Source organism: Paenibacillus sp. TSA_86.1 (genome assembly GCF_052691815.1).
This window is the reverse complement of record NZ_JBQZGE010000009.1, coordinates 167685-191617: the sequence shown is the minus strand read 5'-3', so window position 1 is coordinate 191617 and position 23933 is coordinate 167685. Positions and strand designations below refer to the sequence as shown.

The window sequence follows — 23933 nt, the reverse complement described above, 5'->3', positions numbered from 1 at the left end:
TCCGCTACCAAAACCAGTTCGTTTCAGCAACTCTTATATATTATCATGTCCGAACCAACCTTGCAAGCACTTTTTTCAAGTTTCTTTCGAAGCTTGTTTTCATTCGCTTGCCGCACCGTATAAACTGTGTTTTCTTGGCCGGAATAAGAATATACCACGTATCGCCTCCAGTTGTAAAGTATTATTTATTAAATATATCACTCCATATTATGGAACGGATTTTCAATAAGGAATGAACTCCACTTTAAATACTTCCCCCTCTATATAGAAGGAACCTTCCTAGATGTCTATTTCCTTATATGTGCATAAAAAAAACAGCAGTTCTTCAGATAGGCTTACCGCATCTAAAAAACTACTGCTCTTTAACAAGCATCCTTTTGGTTCAGCTCTGCATCTTCCATTGCCCGTTTACTCGGACTTGTCTGCTGCTGATTCGGAATTTTCTTTATTCTTGGTACCTTTGCTTTTATAAGGTTTCGGGGCACTTTTTGCTCGGTTAGCAGCGGCTTGCCAGCGATTCCATCCCTTTTTACCCGTTCCACGGCCTGTGCCGCCCTTGCCTTTTGCTTTGCTCATCGTATCACTCCAATAATCCTGTCTATGCCTAAAATGATCTTCTTCGGTAACATTCCATTGTAACCTAGCCTAGGTGATTCACTTCCAGCAATTCTTATTATACCAAAATTGAAGTGTTCACGTTTAAATGTAGAAAAATTATACTTGCACCTTAGGCTCTTCTACCGACTTAACACTTCTCAGTACACGTAACGATAACAGGAAACAGATAGCCAGAACGGCTGCAGCTGAAACATAAGGATAATTAATGTTTACGTCAAACAGGGCACCCGCTACGATCGGCCCAGCGATGTTGCCCAGACTGGTGTATGCGGAGTTCAATCCGGCGACAAACCCCTGCTGCTCTTCAGCCAACTTGGACATCTGCGTACTGATCGCCGGGCGTAAAATATCCATACCCAGGAAGACGGTAAATGTTACAACAAGGATCAGCCAGTACGTGTGAACAAACAAAGTTAATAATACAAATATAGAGACAAACAACAGGCACACACTGATCACTTTCTTCTCACCAAATGTGTTCAGTAGCCAGCCAATCAGGGATACCTGCACGACTGCACCGGCAATAGAACCAAACGTAATAATGAACGCGATATCTTTGGTTGTGAAACCAAACTTATGATCTACAAACAGTGAGAATACAGTCTCGTAGTTAGCCAAACCAAAAGCCATAACAAAGACGATAATCAAACTAAAAAAGTACGGCTCCCGATAAGAGTTTACAAGTTGAGTGACCATACCCGGTGCTTTTACTTTTGCCACACTTTTTTCAGGTGCAGTTTGCTCACTCGTGCTCCGCTCGGATTCAGGCAAAATGATAAGCGTCATTATCGCAGCCAGTAAACCGGCAACACCTGCAGCGTAAAACGGAACCCGTATGCCAAACTCTGCGATATAACCGCCGATTCCTGGTCCAATAATAAAACCTGTCGAGATGGCTGCATTTATGAGCCCCATGCCTTTGCCACGCTCTTCTTCCGTTGTTATATCAGCCGTGTAGGCCATAACTGCCGGAAAGATCAACGCTGCGCCAATACCACCCAACATCCGGGCTGCGAAGAGCAGATAAGGTGCATTCACCGCACCAAACATAAATTCAGACACCGCAAAGATTAACATTCCGAATACGATAATCTTTTTGCGTCCCCACTGGTCTGACCACCTGCCCGCTACCGGAGAGAACAGAAACTGTGTGAAAGAAAATGCTGCGAACAGAAGTCCCATCGTAAAGCCCGTAATATGAAGCAAGTTCATGTAAGCAGGCATGATCGGTACAACCAGACCAATACCCATAAATACGAGAAAAATATTCAACATCAACAGCAGCAGCGCGCCCCTGTTACGCGTCAGTAAAGCCATGATTCCATCCTCCATCGTTGTCTAATTATGCTGTTTATCCTTGGCAATCCCGTGAAGAAATACACTGGCGGCCTGACGATACAATGCGAGAGCCTCGTCAGGCTCAAGTTTTCGTGACATTTGGCTAAGCCCAATAATGGTGCTTTCCAGAATGAGCGCGAGATGATCTACATTTTGCTCGTTAAACTCTCCGCTATCTATTCCTTCCTGAATCAGCTGTTTATTGAATTGAATGTGCCGCTCAAACAATACAGCGATTCGTTCCTCAATATCATTCTCTTTTTGCGCTCCAGTGAAGAACTCATCTGCCGCTTTCGTTAAAGGATGGTTGATATCATCCATAATAAGCTGTTCCGCCAGGCCATAGATTTTCTCGGTAGAAGTGTGATACAGATGCACTTTGGACTTCCAGCTTGCTTCCCACTCCCGATCCCATTCATCAATAAGATAGAGAAAGAGCCCTTCTTTGCTTTTAAAATGATAATAAATATTCCCCTTGCTGCTTCCTGTCGCCGCGACGATATCCTCTATAGAAGTTGCCTTAAATCCTTTTTGTACAAAAAGGGCTTTGGATGCATCCGCAAGTTTTTTCTTGGTCTGCTCGGACTGGAGCTGCTTTTTATTCAAACTCACTCACTTCACTCCATTCTTGTATACTGAACATTCGTTCTGTATTCTATCAAATATATAACTGACCCGCAATATAAAAAGGAGAACTCGCTCTCCTGCGAATCCCCCGTGATAATATAATATTAATTGCATAGGCCAATTCCATTGCATTAATCCATTTGAACCAAGCATCTACTGGTTAATCTTGATCGTCAACGCGACATGCTATTTTATCTTTTTACCCTGTCCATGCAGTATCTTCAATTGACCATTCTCGTATCCGACCTGGTAGGTCACATTATACCGATTCGTTACATATTCTCCATCCTTGCGTTCTTCAGCAGCAATCACACCGCTTACTTCCATCTCGTCCTTACTCGCGCTCGTAGACGAAACCTTTTCCAGACTTACGTAGCTGGTATTCGTGTAACCTTCACGGAACTTGGCATAACTCGTGCCGCTCTGCCAATCACTTCCGAGCAAGGCATAAGCAGACACATAATCACTCATACTCAGGGAGCTGTAAAAGTCAGTAACCAAGGCTTCCGCTTCGGATAAAGCAGCGGAGGAAGTCTGGAAAGATGAGTCGCGAACTGTCTTCACTGTTTGGGCGTCAGGTGAGCGCTCAGACCATTGCTGCACCTGTTTCAATACACTACTGATGGGGATACTGAATCCGATTCCGCCTTCCTGCTTCACCACCGTCGAATTAATGCCAAGTACTTCTCCCGTCTCGGCGTTAATCAGCGGGCCACCGCTGTTACCGTTCGTAATCGGAGCGGAGATCTGGTACAGATTGGTGTATATATAAGGCGGTATTTCAAAGCTGCGGTCAAGTCCGCTAATAATACCGGTGGTGACCGTATTTTCAAACCCCAGCGGACTTCCGAGTGCAAGAATCTCATCGCCAACTTCCGCTTTAGCCGATGCGATGGGTAGAGGTTCTATTTTCACCAGCTCCGGGACTCTAACAACAGCCACATCCGTCTCTTCGCCAAAGCCAATCACCGTACCCTGATATTCCTGATGATCCAAGGTGCGGATCGTCACCTCTTTGGAACCCTCGACGACATGCGCATTGGTGATGACATCACCCTTGTTATTATATAAGAAGCCAGAGCCCAGACCGTCGCTACTTTCAATCGTAACTACTTTTTTCTGACTATCTTCAATAATCTGTTTACGTGTTTTTTTATCCGTAGTCTTTGAAGTTGCCTTTGCACTGGGCTTCTCATCCTGTTTAGAGGAGGCAACAGCCAGTTTAGGTACGATTGCCAGCTCATCCGCTGTATGCTGATGAATCCAGAACACTCCTCCAGCCCCGGCTCCAATGATAACTGCACTGGAGATAATCGCTCCCCACACACGTTTGCTCATTTTATTGTCCTCCTACTCCACATACCAAGATGCATTCGTAATCGTCACATTTGCTGCTTCATATACCCCATAATAGGAAGTTTCAAAATACCCCTCTGCACCTACATCCAATATAGCCGGATACACATAAGCATCGGTCTCGCCAATATAATCGCCATTGGAGGAATTAATATTAACAATAAGAGCCACGGACGAAATTGGACGTGTTCCCTGATTAAACACCGACCCGCTAATATGCAAGTCTCCATACTCATCCAGCTCGGCAGACAGATCGGTTACATATACCGCCCCTGTACGATTCCGAAGCTCCTCCTCGGCTGCCTGCTGCTCTGCAAGTCGAATTCGTTCTTCCTCTGCTTTCTCAAACGCCTTCTTCTCACGCAGGACTTCATCCCGGTATTTGGCCAGCTTCTGGTCATCCGGTGCATAAGATAATCCGTTGTCCACCGTTTGCAGTGCTGCTGTAAAATCACGCTTCTTCACTTGCTGCTCTGCCTGCTTGTAACTGATCCCTGCCAGCTTATCCGTAATCTGCTTCTGCACAGCTTCAGCTTCCTTACCGCTTAGCTTGGATATCGTTTTGAGTTTATCAGCGAGTGCCTCCACAGTTGTTAACTGATCAATTTCCTTTTTCACTTTCAAAACAGCCAGGGTTACCTTTCGATTGTTCCAGGCTGCCCTTGCTTTATCAAATACCGGCTCTGGCCGTTCATTTAATGTTTTTGCCGCGACTTGAATGATTTTATCTGCTTCGGACAGCTTGCCTGTTTTGAGCAAATTAGCGGCTTCGTCCATCTGTTTCCATAGTTCATTTGCTTTCGCCGTAATCTGTCTGTCTTGAACAAGCGCTTTTACATCTGGTCTTTGGGCAAGAGCTCTGTCCAGCAGATCCAAAGCTTCTGCGTATTGCCCGCCCAGCGCAGCCTTCTCCGCCTCCATATGCAGCGTCTTCACATGAGCATTAATGAGATTTTCCTTATTATAATAATACGTCAACAACGCGCCCATAATCGCTGCAAGCAGCAGTGGAATTACCCACAGAAACGGACTGCTCTTGCGCTTACTCTCCGTTCCGGTCGCAGATGCGTTGCGAGGTTCCAGCCCTGCCGGCTCTGACCAGATTTGCTCCTCTGTGGAGCTGGCTTGTTTCAGCGGGGTTCCACACTTCTGACAGTGCTTTTCCCCAGCGTTATTTTTCGTCCCGCATATGTGACAATACATCTTGATCCCTCCAAACTAAGCGTATGTATATTCAAATCTGTGATCTGTTGTTGGTTAGAGCTGTTGTATGGATACCCACTTTAGATTATGTGTTGCTTCATATCGGGGTGAATCGACATTTATCATATAGCAAAAAGGTAAAATGCACCATATATTCTCGGCGAAAAAACAAAAAAGACCCTCCTGTTGTCAGGAGAGCCTTGGTGTATATTCCGCAAATTCACCGGATACGGATCTATTCCGTCTGATTCGAAGGAAAAGCACTCATATTGATATAAGAGACTTCCCACAGATGGTTGTCCAGGTCTTGAAAGCTCCGTCCATACATGAATCCATGATCCTGGGGTTCGTTATATGGCTTCGCTCCTGCATCAAGAGCAGCTTGTGCAATGGCATCTACTTGCTCCCGGGAACCAACAGACAGGGCAACGATTACTTCAGCTGTATCAGCCGCATTTGCTATTTTTTTCGTAATAAAGGATTGGAACCGTTCCTCCACCAGGAGCATGACAAAGATATTGTCTCCGACAATCATACAGGTAGCCTTATCATCCGTAAACTGGGCATTGAACTCAAATCCCACTTTCGTAAAGAAATCAACCGACTTCTTCAAATCCTGGACAGGCAAGTTGACAAAAATCTGATTTGCGCGAACAGCCACCATCGATCACCTCGGATTCCTAGAATAGATTCCACCCCAAAATATCATCTCACGTATGCGCTGTCAATTCGGGTTATAATAAAAAACGCGCTTTGGTTAATCCATGTGGATTCAGCCAAAGCGCGTTTTTTTGTTTGTTCTTTTCACTCATTACAGTAAGAGTAGCATCTCTGGATTACGTTTGCGGCTCAAGCTGCAACTTCTCCAGGAACGGCTTCAGACGATCCACCACATAGTGGCTGCCGCCACGGCCATTCACCTCTTCGATCACGGCTGCCAGCAGGAACGACGGCGATTCCGTATCAAAGGTGACGAAAAATCCATTCTCCTTACCTTGCTCGCCCTTTTTCGCTTTCAATTCGGCGGTTCCTGTTTTGCCTGCCAGACCGCCAGCAATCGAGCTGAGTGCATGTGCCGTCCCGCCTTGACGAGACACGACTTGTTTGAGTGCGTCGGTAACGGTATTGGCTACATCCGGTGTGATGATCACCTCAGGATCAGAGGTTTCTTTTCCAACAATCAGTACAGGTTTCACCAGCTTGCCTTCATTCACAAACGGTGTAAATGCTGCAGCCAGATGAATAGGTGACATTAACATCTCACCTTGACCATATGACGTATCGGCTAGCAGCACCTCCGAGGCCAAATCCCTGTGTGCTTCGTTAGCATACTGGCTTGGCTTCAAGTACAGTTCATCCAGTCCGAAATTGTTCCCGAACCCAAATTTCTGAATTCCCTCGATAAACTTCGCACTGCCCATCTCTGTCGCTTCCATCGCAAAATAAATATTGTCCGAATACACCAGGGCATCCACCATATTTACAGGACTCAGGCTTTTCACCCGTTTAACGTAATATCCGCCCCAGCTGTCGTTTTTCCGCCATTGCAAACCAGAAGTATCATGGGTTTTGTCCGCCGTGGTTACTTTCTCCGTGAGCCCTGCCGCTGCAGTAATTGCTTTGAAGGTTGAGCCGGGAGCGTAACGTGTCGTCACTCGATTGATAAAAGGAAGCTTTTCATTCGCCGAATAGGCATCCCACTCAGCCTGAGCCAGACCCGTAACCATTTTATTCGGATTATAGGAAGGCGAACTAGCCATCGCGAGCAGGTTCCCATCCTTGGGATTCATCATCACCATCGCCCCGGCGTCACCGCCTCCAGCCAGTGTTTGATACAGCTTTTTCTGCTGTGCGGAGCTGATGGTTAGCTGCACATCCTTGCCATCCACTGCATCCTTACGAATCAATTCGGAACGCGTGTTGCCCGCTTCATCGGTGATCTCGATCAGACCTCCGCGCTCTCCGCGTAGCTGCTTCTCCATGGACTGCTCCAGTCCAGATTTGCCGATCCAGTCTTCCGCACGGTAATATCCTTCCTTATCTTTGTCCAGATCTTCCTTGGTAGCCTTGCGTACATATCCGATCAGATGAGCCGCTGCCTCACCAAGCGGATAATAGCGGATTTCCTTGCTTTGCAGAGCAACTCCGCGAAGAGAACCCGGTACATCGAACTCCTCCGTGGAACCGATTGGCACAAAAAATTCAGGTTTTACCCATGTCTGGCTGATGGCTTTCTGAATACCCTGGACAGACACCTTGTAATGTTCTGCGATGCGTGCCATCATCTGATCCGGGTTCTCTCCCAGTTTCTCAGGAACAATGCCCCACTCATTCATTGTGCCTTGCGTCGCCAGCGGTAGTCCGTCACGATCTACAATATCTCCTCGATTCGGAAATAGTGTTTTCACCCGAACTTTGCTTCCCTTCACCATGTCACTGAGAATAAGCGATGGATGCCAGTTAATCTGCCAGACTTTGTTGCCATCCTCAAGTTCCTGTCGAACCAGTTTTAATGTATGTGTCTCGTTGACTTCGCCCAAAAACGTGGTCAGGTGTAAATTATAATCCGTCTGGTAGAGATCAGGATTACTTACAGCTTGTTTTGACTTATCCTTGGTCTCATCATCATCTGCCGCTGCATTTGATTCAACCTGCGTCTCCGTGTTGGCCCCACTTTCAGTTCCTGATTTTTGAGTGTCAGTCGCGGCTCCAGCAACCTTCTCTGGTTGTAGTTCAGCCTTAATGGCAGAAATCTGCATTCCTGAATAAATGGCATTGTATTTCTCGACAAACTGTTCCTTAGTCATGTCCGCCTCGCTCAACGAAGCAGGTGACATCAACGAATACAGCTGGTCAAACTCTTTCTTTTGCAAATGCTCTATGTACTGATTTACGGTTGTCTGGGGTTTTGCTTCCTCTGGTTTATCATTATTCTGCATATAAAGATACATTCCGATGCCACCTGCAAACAGGATGGGCAGCAATCCGTATAATAATTTACGTTTGGATTTCACGTCACATCACCTCTACTCTATACTATAAATTTCCTGTGCAGATTAAACAATGTAACAAATCTGATGAATTTGTCATTAAAAATAGCCTTAAGCTCACATAATATGTTTAAATAAGAATAGTGAATTACATACTAAAGCTTTTTTGCGATGCAAAAGGCTGAAAAGGAGCCCGATGATGGAAATCAGCTATTTTTTACTCCCAAAAGCCGAAGTGGCCTATATCGAGTCTACCGCTTCCATGAAAGATGCTATTGAGCAGTTGGAATCGCACCACTACACCGCCATTCCCGTAATTGATCCGGATGGAAAATATGTTGCTACTCTGTCCGAAGGTGATCTGTTATGGAAAATGCGCAATACTCCAGGATTAACCTTTGATAATATGGATCAAGTGAAGGTCAATGAGATCAGTAATCGCATCTATAATGAGTGCGTGTACATCGAAGCAGAGATGGAGGACATGCTGACACTTGCGGCAGACCAAAACTTTGTACCTGTGGTGGATATTGATCGTGTCTTTCTGGGAATCATTCGTCGTAAAGATATCATTGAATATTACACCCGTAACATATCGGATTAGAATGAATCCGGAGTAACAGGATCCGGCTTATGCTGGAGTTAATCCGTCTGCATGACATACTACGAAGGAGACGAGCCTATGGGCTCGTCTTTTTTTTGTGTATTATGCAGTTTCCTGAACATGATGTTCAGAATTCGTTCAGAAAACTATAGTACTATGGACATATAAATTGTTTTACCCCCGTTAATTCTTTCAACATGAATAAAGAGAGGTATGTACCTTGAATCGTTTAAGCACACGCAAAAAATTGCTGGTTACCGCAACGGTGATTATGTCTTGTATTTACGTCATATGGCGTACATTTTTCACCATTCCTTTCGGCCATGGCCCGCTCGCTGTGACCGCTGGTCTTGCCCTCCTGATTGTTGAACTTATCGGTATGTTCGAACTGGCTGTGCATTTTTATAATATGACCCGGCTTGAATATCCCGAACTTCCCACCATGGATGAGTCACTGTATCCGGATGTGGATGTTTTTATTGCAACCTATAATGAACCAACCTCCCTGCTCTTCAAAACGATTAACGGCTGTCTCAACATGGATTATCCGGATCGCTCCAAAGTACATATCTATCTATGTGACGACTCCAATCGTCCCGAGATGAGCGAGCTGGCCACACATATGGGGATCAACTACCTGACCCGAACCGAGCATATCCATGCCAAGGCTGGAAACTTGAACAACGCCATGAAACATTCTTCATCACCTCTAATCGCCACGTTTGATGCCGATATGATTCCGAAGCATGATTTTCTGACGTCCTGTGTGCCTTATTTTCTGACAGGAGAAAAGATTGGCTTCGTTCAAACTCCGCAAAGCTTCTACAATCCCGATCAGTTTCAATACAATTTGTACTCGGAAGGCCGAATCCCGAATGAACAGGACTACTTCTATCGTGATGTGCAGGTTGGGCGAAACAAATCCAACTCCGTCATCTATGGCGGAACCAATACGGTACTGTCGAGGCAGGCGCTGGAGGATGTTGGCGGTTTCTATACTGGTTCCATTACGGAGGATTTTGCCACTGGCATTGAAATGCAGAGCAAGGGATATCGTTGTTTTGCCACAAACAAAGTACTTGCTTCCGGACTTGCGCCGGGCGATCTGAAAAGCCTGATTAAGCAGCGCCAACGCTGGGCACGCGGGTGTATCCAAACCGGTAGAAAAATGAACATCCTGTTCAAGCGAGGGCTTACCTTTGCCCAAAGGCTGAATTATATCTCTTCGATTACCTATTGGTACTCTGGGTTAAAACGGGTGCTGTACATCATGTCACCTATTCTGTTTGCCGTGTTTGGTGTGCTCGTGGTGAAGTGTACCATTCTGGAGATTCTAGTCTTCTGGCTGCCCATGTATCTGTTAACCAATACGTGCTTACGCATGCTGTCCGGTAATATTCGAACCACGAAATGGACCAATGTGTACGAAACCATCTTGTTTCCGTCTCTGTTGCCTGCGGTCATTCTGGAAACACTGGGCATCACGATGAATAAATTTGCGGTGACCCGTAAAGACGGTGCTCATAACGATCGCAGTTACCAGCTCAAACAGATCATTCCACATCTGATTCTTGCCGTGTTGTCGGTCATAGGTATTGTGAATTGTATTCACTGGACATTCAGTCAGGGCACGATCGGTTTTCTCGTCGTTTTATATTGGCTGTTGATCAATTTCTACAACATTATGATGTCGATCTTTTTCCTAAGCGGACGCAAGGTGTTTCGCAACTATGAGCGTGTCCTTGCTGCCATCGATTGTACGCTGATTACAGAAGATGAAACTCTATCATGTGTTACTCACGATATTTCGGAAGGCGGGATTGCTATTGTATTTGATACCCCTAGATACATCCCGAGCGAAGCCGAATTTACTGTGCGGTTGCTGACGGATCATTATGCGAGTGAGTTCACCGCCAAAGTAACACATGTGACTTCATTCGGTAACCAGTGGAAATATGCGTTTAAAGTGCATGAGATCACGGAAGCGGAGCAGCGCCAGTTGCTGCACATCGTGTATGACCGCGAGCCTACGTTGCCTCAGAAACTGGACAAAGATATCAGTACATTCGAGGATATCCGTCTGAATTTTGTGAAACGCGGACAGATGGGCATCATGTCCAACCGCAAGTTGGCACGCATTCCGCTGAATCATGAACTGGAAACGTCTGAATATGGAATCATTACGCTGCTGGACTTTAACTATGATTTTTTGCTTGTCGATATGTCTCGTCAGGAAATGGCCTATGAGATTCGTTTGCCTCTTGGCGAAGAAATTGTCCTGGAGTGTGTATGGGTAAAATCGATGCGAAGCAAACATGGCATTCTGTATCGCATCCAAAATATTCAGGACATTGCCCGAAATGGACAAATGCCTTCGCTCGAAGCCCTCTTGAAACAGTGGAATATGGCTTATACAGAGGCCGGCAGACCCAAAAGCCCAGTACAAGACAAAAACTTCATCTCGGATGATGAACTGAACGAGATGGCCTATTTATAACGTGGAGGCATAGAAAGCATGAGTACGAAATGGCAACAATGGCTGCTTGTCGTAATTCTCACAAGTTTATGGAGCCTGGGCACCACTACTAAGACTTTTGCTCAGCCGGATCAGATTCAGTGGAGCGAGCGTCCCATGCAGGTATGGAATAACGGAGCCAAGGTGCAATCCAGTTTGAATCGCAGCGGTAGCTTACAGATCAAGACCTCAACTCAAGGGCTAAAAAAAGGATATTACTCCGCTTATGTGTATGAGCTACAGAACAGGGACTGGACGGGCTACAGCGAATTAAGGTTCTCCATTCGCAGTGATTCAGATCAGACACTGCCGCTAAACGTTGTCATCACAAGAGCAGATCAATCCGCACTCACGGTGTCCGACCAACGTAACGTTATCGTCATTCCCAAAGCGACCAAGGAACCCAAGCTGGTTCATCCGGTGGATGGATTGATTAGACTGGAGCCGCGGTTTGAAGGCGAGGTTCGTGTTCCCTTTTCCAGTCTCATGATTCGAAATCACGTAGCCACGGTTGGCCAAGTCACACCAGAGAAAATTCTGAGCTGGGGTATAACGATGACTACACCGGAAAACGCACAGCTGAAGTACCTCGTTGGAAACATCAAGATCGTACCGGCAAAAGAAGCAGGCACAGAGAACCGTTTGTCCTCTGCAATGATCATCGGAGACGAACGAGTGGTCAAACCCGTGGCTGGTGAATCGGTTGCAAGGTATGCCGTTACTGGTTTGTCAACGACAAGTCCGAAAAATTCGGGAACATCGGAAGTAATGTTCCAGCTCGCTGTTCCTGTACAGGGCGTATCCATCACATCCGATGGCCTGCTGACTCTCCGAACCGATGCCGCAAAGGCAGATTCGGTGACTGTTCGTGCTCGGGTGGATCAGAAGTGGAACATCGACTATACCGTCAAGCTTGATCGCTCCACGGCGATGCAGATGAAGGAAGCGGATGGAACGCCGCGTTTCATCCCTTCGCCCGACCTTGTACCCAAGGTGCTGGAGCCTTCCTCCGTATGGTTACAACCATGGATGGAATGGGTGATCCGTACTTCTCTTCTTCTTATGGGACTCACCATGCTTATCCCGTATTGGTTCTGGAAAAGACGGCAGCACAGCTCCCAAGCCGGCAAACCACTTCCGATGAATCATCGCAAGTCCAAACGACTATTTAGAATGTAGATTCTTTATTTTATCTTCAAGGAGGAAAGGCAGTGCTCTTTTCCAGTGTAATCTTCTTATTTTATTTCTTGCCGCTAGTATTGGGGCTATATTATATATTGCGATTTTCTGTGACACTCAAAAATATGCTGCTGCTTGTGGCAAGCCTGTTCTTCTATGCATGGGGTGAACCCCGCTTTGTGCTGGTCATGCTGGTCTCCATCGTACTGAACTATGTTTTTGCACTGCTCGTGGACAAGTACCGGGATCGGCGCAATGCCGCCTATACCATCATTACAATGATGCTTGCTGCCAATCTGGGCATGCTGTTTGTTTATAAATACCTGGCGTTTGCCCTGCGCATTGTCAATGAAAGCACCGGCTTTGGCCTGAGCATTCCGCATATTGCGCTGCCACTCGGCATTTCTTTTTTCACCTTCCATGCGATCTCTTACGTTATTGATGTGTACCGGGGACATGGCAGTGTGCAGAAAAATCCGTTTTATGTCGCCCTCTATATCTCCTTCTTCCCCCAGCTAGTCGCTGGGCCCATTCTGCGTTACAACATGATTGCGGATCAGATGATCCATCGGAAGGAAAGCTGGGACAAGTTCGCAGTCGGCTGCTGCCGGTTCATCGTGGGTTTGAGTAAAAAGGTGCTGTTATCCAACAGCATGGCGATTGTTGCCGATCATGCATTCAGCATGGGTGGAACAGGTGATATGGCTTCAAGCCTGGCTTGGCTGGGGGCAATTGCCTATACATTGCAGATTTATTTCGACTTCTCGGGTTATTCCGATATGGCGATTGGACTGGCACTTATGTTTGGATTCAAATTTGAAGAAAACTTCAAATATCCGTATATCTCCCGCTCCATCACCGAATTTTGGCGCCGCTGGCACATCTCGCTCGGTACCTGGTTCAAAGAATATGTTTACTTCCCGCTGGGAGGATCACGCGTCAGCAACAAGGATAAGATGATCCGTAATCTGCTGGTCGTCTGGGGACTCACGGGCATCTGGCACGGGGCGGAATGGACATTTGTCATCTGGGGTTTAATCAACTTCGCGTTCATTGCATTGGAGAAAATTTTCAACCTGGATAAGAGCACACGTTATGCTCCGCTCCGACATTTCTATGCCATGTTTGTTGTGGTCATTGGATGGGTCATTTTCCGTTCACCGGACCTATTACAGGCTGGCAACTACCTTGGCAACATGTTCGGACTCTATGGTAACGGCTTCTGGAGTGATACAACCTGGATGTTCATGAAAGAATACGCCCTTTTCTTCATTCTCGGCATTCTGTTCTCGACACCACTTGCTTTACGGATGAACAAATGGATGGTGGATGGTGTTCGCTTCGGTAAACCACTGGAACTGATCTACCCGGTGACCATCATTGCATTGTTTCTCGTGTGTGTGTCCTATCTGGTCAAAGGCACGTACAACCCGTTTATTTATTTTAATTTCTGAGAGAAGGATTCCATATGCATAGCTTTTTTGCCAAAAAGAGAATCACCGCCTTCCTCTTCATTCTTGTGCTCGCCACGTTATCTATCCTGAATATGATACAGTCCATGGAGCCTATGAAAAAGACATTAGCGGCAGCAGACTACCGTTTCTCCAATGCCAAAGGTATCATTAACGAGCTTGATGCAGATATCAATGAGCATGTTTTTGAGAAGTTTGGTTTCATCGAAGCCTACGGATACTTACAGTCACTCATGTGGAAAAACGAAGAGAATAACTTCGAGGTGGTCAAAGATACAGAGGGCAAGCTGCACTATACGTACTTTGCTACAGGGCCTACAGATACAAAGGAACTTTCTGAGCGGGTTGCCAAGCTCTGGGCACAATTAGGAGCAAAAACCAAGCTTACCTATGTCATGACACCTGACAAATATGTACGTGGACATACGGCATTCCCGGAAGGTATTCCTTACAATTATAATAATGAAACCGCCGATGGTTTCCTCACCCATCTGAATGAGGCTGGTATCGACACGCTGGATCTGCGTGAAGGATTGCTTGATAGCGGCATACCGGCGAAGGATTTATTTTTCACGACCGATCATCACTGGAAAATCAAAACAGCTTTCTGGGCCTTCGGCCAGTTGGTTCATCATCTGGATGGCATGTACGACAAGCCACTCGATCCGAATCATTATTTTACAGATATAAGCAACTACAATGTAATCCCGTATAAGGATTTCTTCATCGGCTCACAAGGCCGCAAAACCGGGAAATATTACGCAGGTGATGATGATTTCGATCTCATATATCCCAAGTTCAAAACCAACTATTCTTTTTATTTTAAGACGGGTGAGACGGAAGCCACATTGAATGGCCGCTTTGAGGATTCGCTTTTAACGACATATCCTTTGAATGTGAAAGGCGCTACCTACGACCTGACCGCCGATAAATACTTTACGTATCTGTATGGCAATCAGGGAATCGTACATGTGACGAATAAAGACAATGCAAACGGACTCAAGGTTATGTTCATCAAGGACTCGCTCGCCGTGCCTATGATTTCTTTTCTCTCAACGGTTGTCTCCGATGTGTATCTGATTGACCCGCGTTATTATACGGGAGACATTATAGATTTTGCGAAAAAGACCGATCTGGATCATGTCTTTGTGTCGATTTCACCTCAAGATCTCGTCGATGAGTTTTTCCCTTACGGAAAATACAAAACGGAGGGTCAATACACCAGTTCTAAGTAAAATATCGTTCATCGAGTTGGAACATGTAATAGGGTACTCCCTTGGCATTCATAGCCACGGAAGTACCCTTTTGCTGTATACCCAGAATAAAACGAATATTATCAAGAACATTCATGTTTACAACAATAATGGTCATCATCTTATACATGCTAACGTCGTATGCTTGGGTATCTCTTCGTTTTTTACAGCGTCGTCACTTCTGCCAATTCAAAATACCACTCCAGAAAGGCATTGAAATCCGCCCATTGCGGCTTGCTCTCTCCGTTCAGGAAACGTTCAATCGACTCGCCGAGTTCAACCAGTACAACCTCACCAGTCTGGCGATTATAGAAAAAACCACCTTCCCCTTCGAAGCTGTCCAGCGGAATGTAAGCCTCAGGCAATCCAAGTGTAAGCTGCGATATATGCATATCTTGCAAGTAAACCGTATTCTCAATTACCCAACAGATCTGATACAGCTCCTGATGCCTGCTATAAAACGTCGGCCCATCCTCTGCATGCAGGTAGAATTGTGCAAAATCCGAGTTCAAATCGATATCCAGCTTACGCAGTGCTTCCTCGTATTCAGGCGGTACATCTTCATGCCACCAGCCTTTCACGCGGCAATGTTCAATGACTTTGGTGGATAACATCACAAGCCCCCTCATCCATGTTATACGTCTGATTCCAACGTTTCTCTATTTAGAGAGTAGCATGATTGTAGAGGGCTGCACAAATGAGAGGGCTGGAATTAGGGAGAAAGCTATAGACACTGAAGTACATTGGTGAAACTTTCCTCCAGCATCTCCGTCTAAATAAAGGACTACACCTCAAAGGAGATGACTATGCGAATAAGCTGCAGTCCCGGTTTTCCAGGAAGTATGATCGGTTCTATTGATCTGAGACCAACCAAGCATAACCAGTCCCCGTCCACAACAAGTCAAATTACAGCACATGTTGATCCGGAACTCATTGCGATCCCTTATGTGACTGATCCCGACTTCGGATCACACTTTGATACGATGAAAATGATGAAAGGTACATATCAGAAAGAGTTTAACGAGAGCTATGACGTGGAGTTTACCATTGATGTAGATAAAAAAGGTTATATCACACAGTGGGAGCATACTTTCCCGTTGGAGCGTTATTTGGACTTGATCCGAACGCAGTCATATCGCGTCATTCAGACGAACTGGCGTGGACAGTCCTTTCACGTGATGACTTACAGTTACATGGAAGAAGTCATTAACCCGAACAATGTTATTTTCCGATGTACGAACGCAGAGGATGTCTTCGTTGTCGCTGAGCTGTCTCCTTTTCGTGCAGGTGGGATTGTAGAGCAACCGGGCAATCTGTATCTTCACTTTCGTGCGCTAATCTCGGCTCGGGATGAACTGTACCCCATTGATTATATGTGCCAGCCGGATTTCGATCTGAATCTGGGCTGAACGAATTGAAGATGAAAGTTATACAAGAGGAACATACGTTATCCTGTGTCTAAGGGTAGCCTATGTCCTTTTTTTGTGCCGTTCTAAATTTCACCTTAAGCAAAATCACCGAAACAGACGATGATATATATAAAGTTACATTACCATATATTTCAGGTGCGTACCGAAGATGAGAGGGGTTTTACAAGAATTATGATGGGTACAAAAATGAAAATCAGTTCGTTGCTTACACTGCCACTCGCCGGCCTATTATTGCTCCTGGGCGGAACACAAACCGCTCATGCAGAACAGGTCGACAGCTTGCTCCCCGAGCGAAGTCAGCAAGAAATCGACCAAAAGTGGAATCAATGGATGATGGTTGATGAAACGGTCCCTATGTTTACCGAAACACCTTCCACCGTTTTCCCTTATTCTGCTGGCTCGCTTAATGAGAGATATCTCGAGCAGGGTTTGAACGCTGCCAACTTCTATCGATATATTGCCGGTATGTCCGGTGATCTTGTACTCGACCCAGCATTAAATATGCAAGCTCAGCATGGGTCTGTTGTTGTCTCCACCGGTGGGCAGCTTAGCCATTACCCTGAACAACCGGCAGATATGCCGAAGGATTTTTTTGATAAAGGCTATATCTCTGCTTCTTCATCTAACTTGCATCTCACCAGCAATGGTAAATCCAATGTACTGGCCGGAAGCATCATGGGCTACATGAATGATTCGGGTGCGTCGAACATAGATCGGTTGGGACATCGGCGCTGGGTACTAAGCCCGAAGCTGCAGCGAATTGGATTCGGACTGGCTGCTCATCAAGAGGAAGAGCTAACTCGTTATTATAGCAACATGCAGGTTTTTGACCAAAGCAGAACTCAGGTTACACCTTATAACTACAGTCTTTTCCCCAATCAAGGTGCCTTCCCGATCGAAGCCTTCGGTGCCCTGCAGGCCTGGTCCGTTCAATTAAACAAGGACGTGTTCGCAGAACCTGAATTGGAAAAGATTCAAGTTGAAATGATCCGGGCCTCTGATCAGCGGAAATGGACATTTAAACAGCAAGAGAATACGGAATTCCCTTCGGAATATTACAATGTAGACCCCTCAAACAAACGCTGGTTTGAGCAAGCCTATTTTAATGTCGAGACATCCAACTTCGGCGATAACAGCGCTATTATTTTTCGTCCTGATGATGTGCAGTTGTTAAAAAACGGTGATACCTTCCAAGTACATATCACAGGTCTGCAAAAGAAAGACGGCTCTCCCGCTGAAATCTCCTATACGACACGTTTCTTCCATGTAGACGGCAGGCAGGATCCGACTTTAACCAAGATTACACCTGCAAAATCAAGTCTAACTTTGCGGGTAGGAGACACTGTAGACATCCCCTCCGTAACAGCGATTCTTGGGGATGGAAAGTCATACACTCCGTTTTCTAACCTGACTTACACGGCATCTTCGGATAAGATCGCGATCCGGAATGGTCAAATTGTCGGGACACAGGTCGGTAAAACCGAGTTACGTATCCGTTTTGCGGGAAAAGAAACGGTTGTCACGGTCATAGTCAAAAAAATGCTCCATTATACAGATATTCAGACTCACTGGGCTAAAGATGATATTCTGTGGGCTATTCAGCAAAATATGGTTACCGGGTATGAAAACGACACCTTCAGACCCAATGCTCAGGTAAGCGAAGCCGAGTTTCTTTCCATGCTGTTTAATATGTATACCCACTCCAAATATCTGCGGTATATGGATAAGACCGATGCTCCAGGTGCGAACTGGAGTGATCGTTACTATACGTATGCATCAAGACTCAATCTGCCTCTCGAGGCCAGTATTCGGAATCCCAAGCTGCGCAAGCATGCACTCAATCGGACAGAGGTCGCTATTATTGTCGCCAGCCTTGGCGGCAGAAACTATATTAAAGATGAAGATGCCATTCAATATTTGCTGAATATGGGCTACTCCTCTGGCAAAACATCAGCTACAGTCGAAGGTTATGCTGGCAAGGAATTATTCACCCGGGCAGAAGCCGTTGTGTTTCTGAGGAATTTAAAGGGCAAAGGCTTCGAACCTTGGGGCAGACCCGAACAAGTCACTGAAGTAGATCATAATGAGAAGAAGGGTAACCTCCCGGATGGTACTGTTCAGGCCGAGTATACTGTTGATCACACCTTGACCTTGCGAGGTACGTTTAAAGCCTATGCCGGTCACACCATTCCAATTGATATCAATGGCCCTTCACCAGAAGTACTGCCTATTCAGACCGAAAACGTAACGCTGGATGCAGACGGAAGCTTCAAACTGACGGTCAAGATAAATGAACAAAACACCAAACACCTCAATCTTTACTTGAATGTAAAAGAAGATTACTCCTACTTTATTCGTGTAGAGGAAGGAAAAATGGCAGTTAACGAATACACAGAGAGTTAAGAAATGTTAAAACAAGAGACATCGGATGATAATTCATCCGGTTTTTTTTGCGAAAACATAGTTGTAGATATTTAATAGAAAGGAATGAAGGGTTGTGAATTTCCAATCTATTCTTTTTTGCTGCGTTTTTTCTCCAGAGCATTCCCTACATTTTCTTCTACCCTGAATTCAACAATCTGGCGAATCAGCTCCTCCGGCAAGGGCTCATCCAGTGGAAACTGCACGGAGCCCTTTGCTCCCTTAAATCTGGAGAGCTGTTCCTTGAACGCCAGAATACCGCTGGGTGCGGGATAGAACCCGATATGTTTTGTGTATGCGGCAAAATGAACCAGATTCCCATGCTGCGCATAGGTAGGCATTTTGTAACTAATCTTTTCCTCAGCGAGCGGAGCCGCTTCACGAATAATCTGTCTTAACCTCTGTAACTTCAACTGCACATCCACTGGAAATGCTGCAATATATTCATTCACTAGCTCCGAGTACTGTATGTTTTGATCCATCTTACGCTCCTTCCGCCATACTTGTCTGAACAAGCAACATAGCGCATTTTTATTCACATTGACTCTATAAAGTCATAGCCCTTCCATTACGCATCAGATAATCTTCTTTTTCCTTGTAATCCGGCATAATGCTACCTAAACGCCTCCAGAACGAGCGGTCATGATTCATATGATGAATATGGCACAGCTCATGGATAATGACGTAATCAATGACCTCCAGTGGCGCCATGGCAAGGCGGTAATTAAACGTCAGCTTTTTATCCCAGCTACAACTGCCCCATTTCGTAGGAGACTCCACGATATCGATCGATTTCGGCTTCACCTTCAGCTCCTGCTGATAACGTGTAATGCGCTGACCTACCATGCGTTTGCATTCGGCAAAATAAAACTTTTTCAGATTCGCACGCAGCTCCTCTTCGGTAAATCCCTCTACCGGGATTAAATCTTGCAGGGCGTGAGCCTTTCCAAAGAGCAGGAATGATCCCTTGCCCTCTTTCTCGTATTCCTTGGCCTGGGGACCGTCCAGCACCTGCTGCATCCGGGCTGATTTTTGTATAATCTCGGCTCCATGCTGCATAACCAGTTGCTGAATCACTTCCTCACTCGTGCCGTTTGGTGCTTTAATGGTGACCATATAGGGAAGATCCATAGTGATGGACGCCTTTTTTCGTTTGCCGAATTCGATATGACATGTAACAATGTGCCCCTGGATCTCAATGGTAATCATGTTTGTGGTACTCCATTTCTACAAATTGAGCTGTTTGTCGATGCTTGCTTACAGCTGTGATTGTTCTTGTTTATCTATGATGAAGTGTTATTGTTTTTTTTCACGCTGTCTAGAGATTGTATACCAATATTCAGATCTTTGACATACGAATGGCCCTAATTGAATTTTTATTCAATTATATGTATTATTATTTAATTAATCATTACATCGTTAACGTATCTTACCGGGAGGTGAACAGAATGAAAGCAATACAGGATAACCATCGTCACATTGAAGAACTAACACTCAACCACTGGCAACCTTTATCCACCTCTCTATATGACGGCTGGGTGCTGCGTTTTGCCAGGGGATATACGAAACGTGCCAACTCCGTTCAAGCGATCTATCCTTCTACTCTGGATGTGTATGAAAAGATCATGGAATGTGAGCGAATCTATACGTCCAACCAGTTAAATACGATTTTCAAAATTACACCATTTGTCCAGCCAGCAGAGTTGGATCAGCTTTTGCAGGATAAAGGTTATGTCGTCGTGGATCGAACCCTCGTACAGCTTCGCAATTTAGAGAATCTGAAAGTGCCTGAGCTTTTGGAGGTCCACATTGAAGAGCAGCTAACAGACGAATGGTTGGAACATTTCTGCCGTTTGAACGCGGTCCACGAAGATTCTCAAGATACGATGACACAGATGCTCTTCAACGTTCGCGCAAAAACGGGATTCATCACGCTGTCTGTGGATGGGCTTGTGGCAGCCTGCGGGCTTGGTGTAGTTGAGCGAGGATACATTGGACTGCATGACATCATTACAGATCCATCCTATCGTAATCGTGGCCTGGCGGAACAGATGATCCTGCATCTGCTGCACTGGGGAAAACGCTATGGGGCTATTTCAAGTTATCTGCAAGTCGTCGAAAACAACGCACCCGCACGGCGGCTATATTCAAAATTAGGTTTTACCAATGCCTATTCGTATTGGTACCGGGTTAAAGAATATACCCGTTCATGTTCTAACGTCATATAAAAAAGAGCAAAGCAAAGCGCATTGCTTTGCTTTGCTCTTTTTTATATGAACCTGATGGAGGGTTACAAGCCCATAACGATACGCTCGCCATAAGTGGATCTCTGGATTATGGACTAACCGTACCACCATTAGCATTTAACGTCTCTCCGCTCACATAGCTGGATTCCTGGCTCGCCAGAAATACGTACGCCGGAGCCATCTCGGCAGGTTGTCCTGCACGTCCAAGCGGAGTATTGCTGCCGAATTCGGCCAACTTCTCAACGGGCTGCCCACCAACAATCTGAAGCGGTGTCCAGACTGGCCCTGGCGCAACAACGTTCACACGAATGCCTTTGCTGCCAACCTGTTGGGCGAGCGCTTTACTAAAGGTATTAATTGAAGCCTTCGTAGTCGCATAGTCCAGCAAAATCGGAGACGGTTTATACGCCTGAATCGACGAAGTATTGATGATCGAACCGCCGGCTTTCATATGTTTGACTGCCGCTTTGTTGAGCCAGAACATGGAATAGACATTTGTTTTGAATGTGGCATCAAACTGTTCTGTCGTTAGATCTTCAATCTGCTCGACAAACTGCTGTTTCCCGGCTACATTAGCTAAAATATCGATGCCGCCGAGTTCTTTGACCGCAGTTTCGATTAACTGCTCACAGTATTTCTCGTCCCTCAGATCCCCGGGAACGGCTATGGCTTTCCGTCCTGCTTCCTCGATTAACTGCACAACTTCCTTCGCATCCGCTTCTTCCTCTGGTAGATAGGAGAGTACAACGTCTGCCCCTTCACGTGCATAGGCTATTGCCGCCGCACGGCCAATTCCGCTATCCGCACCGGTAACGACCGCTTTACGTCCCATAAGTCGGCCGCTGCCTTTATAACTTTTTTCACCACAATCCGGAACCGGAGTCATCTCACGCTGCAATCCTGGCTCATCCTGCTGCTGTTTCCACTCCTTCGTTGCCTTCGGATATTGTGTCGTTGGATCTTGAATCGAATGCTGATCTTGCGTCGCCATAATTCATTCCTCCTCAGTTGGTATTTATGTGTTGTGAATTTTCGTTTGTGTAAAGGTTCACTCTTTCCTTTGTAACCGAGATGCCTGTCATTTAAACTGCAAAAAAACACTCCACGCACATATTGGACTCTTCACAGGTCACCCAATATGTTCAAGGAGTGCTTTATTGTCGCCACACAGGCGACTGTATCATTTGGTTAAACGTAATAACGGATCACACTACAGATGTAATTATTGTTTATTTGGGATCATTTACTTCGGATTGCCGGCTACCTGTGCCAAATACATAATATCCTACCACCACAATCGCCATAAACGTCGCCCCCACAATCAGCGGCAGACGTGTATCCGGATTGAAGGCCATACCGATAATGACCAGAATCAGATACACAATGATGATGTAATTGCTGATCGGGAACCACTTGGACTTGAAATTATGCTCCGCGAGTTCCTTCCCCCAGCGCTTTCTGAATCTGAATTGACTGAAAGCCAGCGCGAACCAAGGCACCATTCCCGGGAGTACACTTGCACTGTAGATGTAAAGGAACAGCTTCGAATCCGGCATCAGATAGTTGAGCACAACCCCAATCAGAAGCAGGGAAATAGTCACCACGATACTGTTGCGGGGAACCCCGCCTTTGGATAACTTTTTGAAAAACGCAGGTGCCTGCCCATTCTCGGCAAGCGTGTATAACATGCGTCCTGCGCTGTAGATCCCACTGTTACATCCTGACATCGCCGCTGTCAGCACCACGAAGTTAATAATACCCGCAGCTGCAACAATGCCGACTTTGGCAAAGGTCAGCACGAATGGACTTCCCGTCTCCCCTACCTCGTTCCACGGATACAATGTGACGATCACAAATATTGCACCTACGTAGAAAATGAGAATTCGCCACACAATATTTTTGATCGCTTTGCGCAGCGTATGTTTCGGATTTTCGGCTTCGCCAGCCGTAATTCCAACCATCTCCACACCCTGATAGGCTGCTGTTACAATACAAAGCGCAAAGAGGAATCCTTTGATGCCTCCAGGGAAGAAGCCCCCATGACTAATCAGATTAGACAGACCGATCGGTTGCCCTCCATTGCCCCATCCGAAGAAAATAAGACCTGTTCCGATGATAATCATAGCCACAATCGCGGTCACCTTAATCATCGCAAACCAAAATTCGAATTCACCATAGAACTTGACCGCTGCCAGATTGGCTGCCGCAATAATGAATACCCCGACCAGCGCTGGAATCCACTGGGGGATATCCGGGAACCAATATCCTACATAAATCCCGATTGCCGTAACTTCGGCCATGCCCACCGTAACCCACAAGAACCAGTAACTCCAGGCCGTGAGGAATCCCGCGAGGGGGCTGATATATTTGTGAGCAAATGTCGCAAATGAACCGGTCACCGGCTCCTGGATCAACATCTCCCCCATAATACGCATGACAAAAAAGATAATGATCCCGGCCAGTAAATAGGCCAGCAGTACAGAGGGCCCAGCCCATTTGATCGTGCTTGCCGATCCCATGAACAACCCGACGCCAATCGTACCGCCGAGCGCAATCAGCTCAACATGGCGGGGTTTCAGCCCTCTCGATAGTCCTTTTGATTCCAAGTGATTCTCCCCTTTTCTTAAATCCAGCTTCCAATTGTCATTCCATCCATCTGCTCACATTAACGCAATGCAGAA

At 46.0% G+C, this 23933-nt stretch carries 20 protein-coding genes; 8 read left to right on the top strand and 12 right to left on the bottom strand.

The window, feature by feature from the left end; all coding sequences use genetic code 11:
• Positions 1-408 precede the first annotated feature (408 nt).
• The 7 genes from ACUTVW_RS18160 to ACUTVW_RS18130 all read right to left on the bottom strand — a co-directional run bounded on the left by ACUTVW_RS18160 (position 409) and on the right by ACUTVW_RS18130 (position 8156).
• On the bottom strand, positions 409-576 hold the full coding sequence (locus tag ACUTVW_RS18160; protein ID WP_445647083.1) for a DUF3934 family protein: 168 nt from the start codon (positions 574-576) through the stop codon (positions 409-411).
• 138 nt (positions 577-714) lie between these two features.
• Complete coding sequence (locus tag ACUTVW_RS18155) at positions 715-1935, bottom strand: MFS transporter (protein ID WP_445647082.1); 1221 nt, start codon at positions 1933-1935, stop codon at positions 715-717.
• Between the two features lie 21 nt (positions 1936-1956).
• Positions 1957-2562, bottom strand: a complete 606-nt coding sequence (locus ACUTVW_RS18150; RefSeq protein ID WP_445647091.1) for a TetR/AcrR family transcriptional regulator — start codon at positions 2560-2562, stop codon at positions 1957-1959.
• A 207-nt stretch (positions 2563-2769) separates the two neighbouring features.
• Positions 2770-3921 (bottom strand): S1C family serine protease, encoded by a 1152-nt coding sequence (locus tag ACUTVW_RS18145; protein ID WP_445647081.1) that lies wholly within the window; start codon positions 3919-3921, stop codon positions 2770-2772.
• 12 nt (positions 3922-3933) lie between these two features.
• Entirely contained in the window at positions 3934-5142 is a 1209-nt protein-coding gene (locus ACUTVW_RS18140) for a hypothetical protein (RefSeq protein WP_445647080.1), read from the bottom strand.
• Between the two features lie 235 nt (positions 5143-5377).
• Positions 5378-5803 (bottom strand): VOC family protein, encoded by a 426-nt coding sequence (locus ACUTVW_RS18135; protein ID WP_445647090.1) that lies wholly within the window; start codon positions 5801-5803, stop codon positions 5378-5380.
• Positions 5804-5978: 175 nt separating this feature from the next.
• A complete protein-coding gene (locus ACUTVW_RS18130; RefSeq protein ID WP_445647079.1) occupies positions 5979-8156 on the bottom strand; it encodes a penicillin-binding transpeptidase domain-containing protein in 2178 nt (725 codons plus the stop codon).
• A 175-nt stretch (positions 8157-8331) separates the two neighbouring features.
• Between ACUTVW_RS18130 and ACUTVW_RS18125 the strand changes: the two genes are divergently transcribed.
• The 5 genes from ACUTVW_RS18125 (at position 8332) to ACUTVW_RS18105 (ending at position 15137) form a co-directional block, all read left to right on the top strand.
• Positions 8332-8736, top strand: a complete 405-nt coding sequence (locus tag ACUTVW_RS18125; protein ID WP_434753105.1) for a CBS domain-containing protein — start codon at positions 8332-8334, stop codon at positions 8734-8736.
• 220 nt (positions 8737-8956) lie between these two features.
• On the top strand, positions 8957-11233 hold the full coding sequence (locus ACUTVW_RS18120) for a glycosyltransferase (RefSeq protein WP_445647078.1): 2277 nt from the start codon (positions 8957-8959) through the stop codon (positions 11231-11233).
• Positions 11234-11251: 18 nt separating this feature from the next.
• Entirely contained in the window at positions 11252-12430 is a 1179-nt protein-coding gene (locus ACUTVW_RS18115) for a hypothetical protein (RefSeq protein ID WP_445647077.1), read from the top strand.
• Between the two features lie 32 nt (positions 12431-12462).
• Positions 12463-13884, top strand: coding sequence for an MBOAT family O-acyltransferase (locus ACUTVW_RS18110; RefSeq protein WP_445647076.1), 1422 nt, complete (start codon positions 12463-12465; stop codon positions 13882-13884).
• A 14-nt stretch (positions 13885-13898) separates the two neighbouring features.
• On the top strand, positions 13899-15137 hold the full coding sequence (locus ACUTVW_RS18105; protein ID WP_445647075.1) for an alginate O-acetyltransferase AlgX-related protein: 1239 nt from the start codon (positions 13899-13901) through the stop codon (positions 15135-15137).
• 182 nt (positions 15138-15319) lie between these two features.
• Here the strand turns inward: ACUTVW_RS18105 and ACUTVW_RS18100 are convergent, their stop codons facing one another.
• A complete protein-coding gene (locus ACUTVW_RS18100) occupies positions 15320-15769 on the bottom strand; it encodes a hypothetical protein (protein WP_445647074.1) in 450 nt (149 codons plus the stop codon).
• 192 nt (positions 15770-15961) lie between these two features.
• On the opposite strand from ACUTVW_RS18100, the gene ACUTVW_RS18095 reads away from it, so the two are divergent.
• Positions 15962-16564: a hypothetical protein gene (locus ACUTVW_RS18095; RefSeq protein WP_445647073.1), complete on the top strand. Its 603-nt coding sequence runs from the start codon at positions 15962-15964 to the stop codon at positions 16562-16564.
• A gap of 192 nt (positions 16565-16756) precedes the next feature.
• Entirely contained in the window at positions 16757-18988 is a 2232-nt protein-coding gene (locus ACUTVW_RS18090) for an S-layer homology domain-containing protein (RefSeq protein ID WP_445647072.1), read from the top strand.
• Positions 18989-19095: 107 nt separating this feature from the next.
• On the opposite strand, the gene ACUTVW_RS18085 is transcribed toward ACUTVW_RS18090, so the two are convergent.
• Together ACUTVW_RS18085 and ACUTVW_RS18080 are read right to left on the bottom strand one after the other, a co-directional pair.
• Positions 19096-19488 carry an iron chaperone gene (locus tag ACUTVW_RS18085; protein ID WP_445647071.1) on the bottom strand — a complete coding sequence of 131 codons (393 nt, stop codon included), beginning with the start codon at positions 19486-19488 and terminating at the stop codon, positions 19096-19098.
• A gap of 64 nt (positions 19489-19552) precedes the next feature.
• Positions 19553-20212, bottom strand: a complete 660-nt coding sequence (locus tag ACUTVW_RS18080; RefSeq protein ID WP_445647089.1) for a M48 family metallopeptidase — start codon at positions 20210-20212, stop codon at positions 19553-19555.
• A gap of 242 nt (positions 20213-20454) precedes the next feature.
• On the opposite strand from ACUTVW_RS18080, the gene ACUTVW_RS18075 reads away from it, so the two are divergent.
• Positions 20455-21234: a GNAT family N-acetyltransferase gene (locus ACUTVW_RS18075; RefSeq protein ID WP_445647070.1), complete on the top strand. Its 780-nt coding sequence runs from the start codon at positions 20455-20457 to the stop codon at positions 21232-21234.
• Positions 21235-21340: 106 nt separating this feature from the next.
• On the opposite strand, the gene ACUTVW_RS18070 is transcribed toward ACUTVW_RS18075, so the two are convergent.
• Together ACUTVW_RS18070 and ACUTVW_RS18065 are read right to left on the bottom strand one after the other, a co-directional pair.
• Positions 21341-22243 carry an SDR family oxidoreductase gene (locus ACUTVW_RS18070; protein ID WP_445647069.1) on the bottom strand — a complete coding sequence of 301 codons (903 nt, stop codon included), beginning with the start codon at positions 22241-22243 and terminating at the stop codon, positions 21341-21343.
• 238 nt (positions 22244-22481) lie between these two features.
• Positions 22482-23858 carry an amino acid permease gene (locus ACUTVW_RS18065; RefSeq protein WP_445647068.1) on the bottom strand — a complete coding sequence of 459 codons (1377 nt, stop codon included), beginning with the start codon at positions 23856-23858 and terminating at the stop codon, positions 22482-22484.
• Positions 23859-23933: the final 75 nt, after the last annotated feature.

Coding starts and splice junctions, on each gene's coding strand:
- ACUTVW_RS18160 (WP_445647083.1), bottom strand. CDS start 576: ATGAGCAAAGCAAAAGGCAAGGGCGGCACAGGCCGTGGAACGGGTAAA.
- ACUTVW_RS18155 (WP_445647082.1), bottom strand. CDS start 1,935: ATGGCTTTACTGACGCGTAACAGGGGCGCGCTGCTGCTGTTGATGTTG.
- ACUTVW_RS18145 (WP_445647081.1), bottom strand. CDS start 3,921: ATGAGCAAACGTGTGTGGGGAGCGATTATCTCCAGTGCAGTTATCATT.
- ACUTVW_RS18140 (WP_445647080.1), bottom strand. CDS start 5,142: ATGTATTGTCACATATGCGGGACGAAAAATAACGCTGGGGAAAAGCAC.
- ACUTVW_RS18125 (WP_434753105.1), top strand. CDS start 8,332: ATGGAAATCAGCTATTTTTTACTCCCAAAAGCCGAAGTGGCCTATATC.
- ACUTVW_RS18115 (WP_445647077.1), top strand. CDS start 11,252: ATGAGTACGAAATGGCAACAATGGCTGCTTGTCGTAATTCTCACAAGT.
- ACUTVW_RS18105 (WP_445647075.1), top strand. CDS start 13,899: ATGCATAGCTTTTTTGCCAAAAAGAGAATCACCGCCTTCCTCTTCATT.
- ACUTVW_RS18100 (WP_445647074.1), bottom strand. CDS start 15,769: ATGTTATCCACCAAAGTCATTGAACATTGCCGCGTGAAAGGCTGGTGG.
- ACUTVW_RS18095 (WP_445647073.1), top strand. CDS start 15,962: ATGCGAATAAGCTGCAGTCCCGGTTTTCCAGGAAGTATGATCGGTTCT.
- ACUTVW_RS18090 (WP_445647072.1), top strand. CDS start 16,757: ATGATGGGTACAAAAATGAAAATCAGTTCGTTGCTTACACTGCCACTC.
- ACUTVW_RS18085 (WP_445647071.1), bottom strand. CDS start 19,488: ATGGATCAAAACATACAGTACTCGGAGCTAGTGAATGAATATATTGCA.
- ACUTVW_RS18075 (WP_445647070.1), top strand. CDS start 20,455: ATGAAAGCAATACAGGATAACCATCGTCACATTGAAGAACTAACACTC.
- ACUTVW_RS18070 (WP_445647069.1), bottom strand. CDS start 22,243: ATGGCGACGCAAGATCAGCATTCGATTCAAGATCCAACGACACAATAT.